The sequence below is a fragment of the Cryobacterium glucosi genome (assembly GCF_004402235.1).
Classification (GTDB): Bacteria; Actinomycetota; Actinomycetes; order Actinomycetales; family Microbacteriaceae; genus Cryobacterium; species Cryobacterium glucosi.
This window is the reverse complement of sequence record NZ_SOFS01000037.1, coordinates 1-1,884: the sequence shown is the minus strand read 5'-3', so window position 1 is coordinate 1,884 and position 1,884 is coordinate 1. Positions and strand designations below refer to the sequence as shown.

The 1,884-nt window shown below is 75.6% G+C and carries 1 protein-coding gene and 1 pseudogene; one reads left to right on the top strand and one right to left on the bottom strand.

Annotation, left to right across the window (positions count from 1 at the left end; all coding sequences use genetic code 11):
• Positions 1 to 834: hypothetical protein (locus E3O46_RS18370; protein ID WP_198413728.1), on the top strand; the 834-nt coding region annotated here is incomplete at its 5' end.
• Positions 835 to 861: 27 nt separating this feature from the next.
• Here the strand turns inward: E3O46_RS18370 and E3O46_RS18365 are convergent.
• Positions 862 to 1,884: pseudogene (locus E3O46_RS18365) on the bottom strand (hypothetical protein); the annotation flags it as partial.

Genomic DNA, 1,884 nt, shown 5'->3' with positions numbered 1-1,884 from the left:
GTGCCGCGCCCGTTCCCCGGGCCCGGCCGCGTGCACGCCGTGCGCCGGCCGACACCCGCGACCGCGGGGTCGCCCGGCGCGATCCCGTTCCGCGTCGGCCCGACCCCGGCGCCGTGCGCGCCGACGTCGGTGTCCGCCCTGCAGTCCACCCAGCTCTCCCTGGCCGAGGCGAAGGCGAAGATCACCCGGCTCGAGGCGCAGCTCGTCGAGGCGGGAAGCACGGAGTCCGACCTCGCCCGCCTGCGCGAGCAGGCCCGCTCCGCGCAGCTGCAGCTCCGCGACGCGCTCGTCGAACTCGGCACCCTGCGACACACCGTCGCCGAACTCCGCGACGAGCAGCGCACCCAGAAGCGGATGCTGCGCGAGTCCCGCCGGACCGTCGTCGCCCCCACCCCCAGCAGCGAATACGAGTCCCGCCGCGCCCTCTGGGAAGATGCCACCAGCTGGGTCCGCCACGAGATCGCCCTCGCCTGGGTCGACCGGGTCCCGGAATCCGACCGCGAGGAATGGCCGCTGCCGCACAGCTACGGCCTGTCAGACCGGTTCGCGGATTCCCTGAGCGGGCTCGACGACGGGCAGCTCGCGAAGGCGTTCAAGGCATCCGTCGATGTGCTGACCGGACGGGTCAAGACCCTGCAGGGCCGCCACCTGCACGCGCTGCGCCAGGGCGCAGGTCCCGCAGACCCGCACCTGCTGCGCTGGGACGGCGCCCGCTGCATGCGGGTGTCGATCGAGCAGAACACCCCGGCCGCGCGCCGGATGCACTTCTGGCAGAAGCTGGACGGCAGCGTCGAGCTGATCCGCATCGTCACCCACGACGACATGGAAGCCTAGGCAGTCACCCCTGACCGCCCGGCCGGGTCAGCCGGCGCGGCGCGGGTGCGTCGGCGGGAGCGTGTTCTCCACGTAGGGGATCCAGGACTGCGCGTCGCGGGCGAGCACGAAATCGGCGAACGACATCGGACCGGCCTGGGGGTCGACGCCCGGGAGTCCGGTGGCGCCGGCCGCGGGTGCAGCCGGCATCGACCCCGTCGGAGTGTCGGCCATGGGCACGAAGCCCGGTGGAACGAGGGATGCCGGTCGCCGGCGGCGCTCCTCGTGCGCCGGAGGCCGGGGCTGCTGGTGCTGCTGGGCCGGAGGTCGCTGCTGCGGTGCCCGCCGGTCCGCTACCGGAGCGTCGCCGTCCGGCGCCGGGCCGGTGCTGTGCCGCGGCCGGGCAGACGGGAGGCCCGTGTCCTGGCCCGCGGGATCCTGCTGCGGGCTGGCGCGGTAGAACGTGTCGGGGTGCTGGCTGTAACGATCGTCCGGGAAGGTGTCGGCGTTCCGGGGATCGCGCCGGTCGGCCGGCGGACGACGGCGGTCGTTCGGGTACGGCAGGCCGGCCTTGCCCGGGTCGCGGCGATCGACGAATGCCCGGCGCCGCTCGATCGGCATCGGCAACGGCGCGCCGTACTGCGGGTTCGGGCGGGTCGCCGGGTTCTGCGGTTCCTGCGCCGGCAGATGCTGCCGCACCGGCGGGTACTGGAAGCTCTCCGGATCGAGCGGGTTCGACGGGGTCCCCGGGGCCTGGCGCGGGAGCCTGCTGTCGCGCGGATCCATCGGCGTCCGCCGGACCGGCGAGGGCGGCGGCGGAACGGGTCCGCGGCGGATGTACTGGTCGTCCGGTCCGCGGGTGGTCCAGCCGGCACGCGGACCGAACTGGGCCTGCGGGTTCTCCGCCGGTCGCTGCTGGGGGTACTGCTGCTGCGCCTCGCGTGCTTCGGCGCCGCGCGGGTCTGCGGCCGGGGGGCCAGCTGCCGGAGTTCCGGCGGCGGCCGGGCCCGCGGACGCGGTGGCCGGGCCGGACGGAGCCGCGGTGCTCGCGGGATCCGGTGCCGCGGCCCG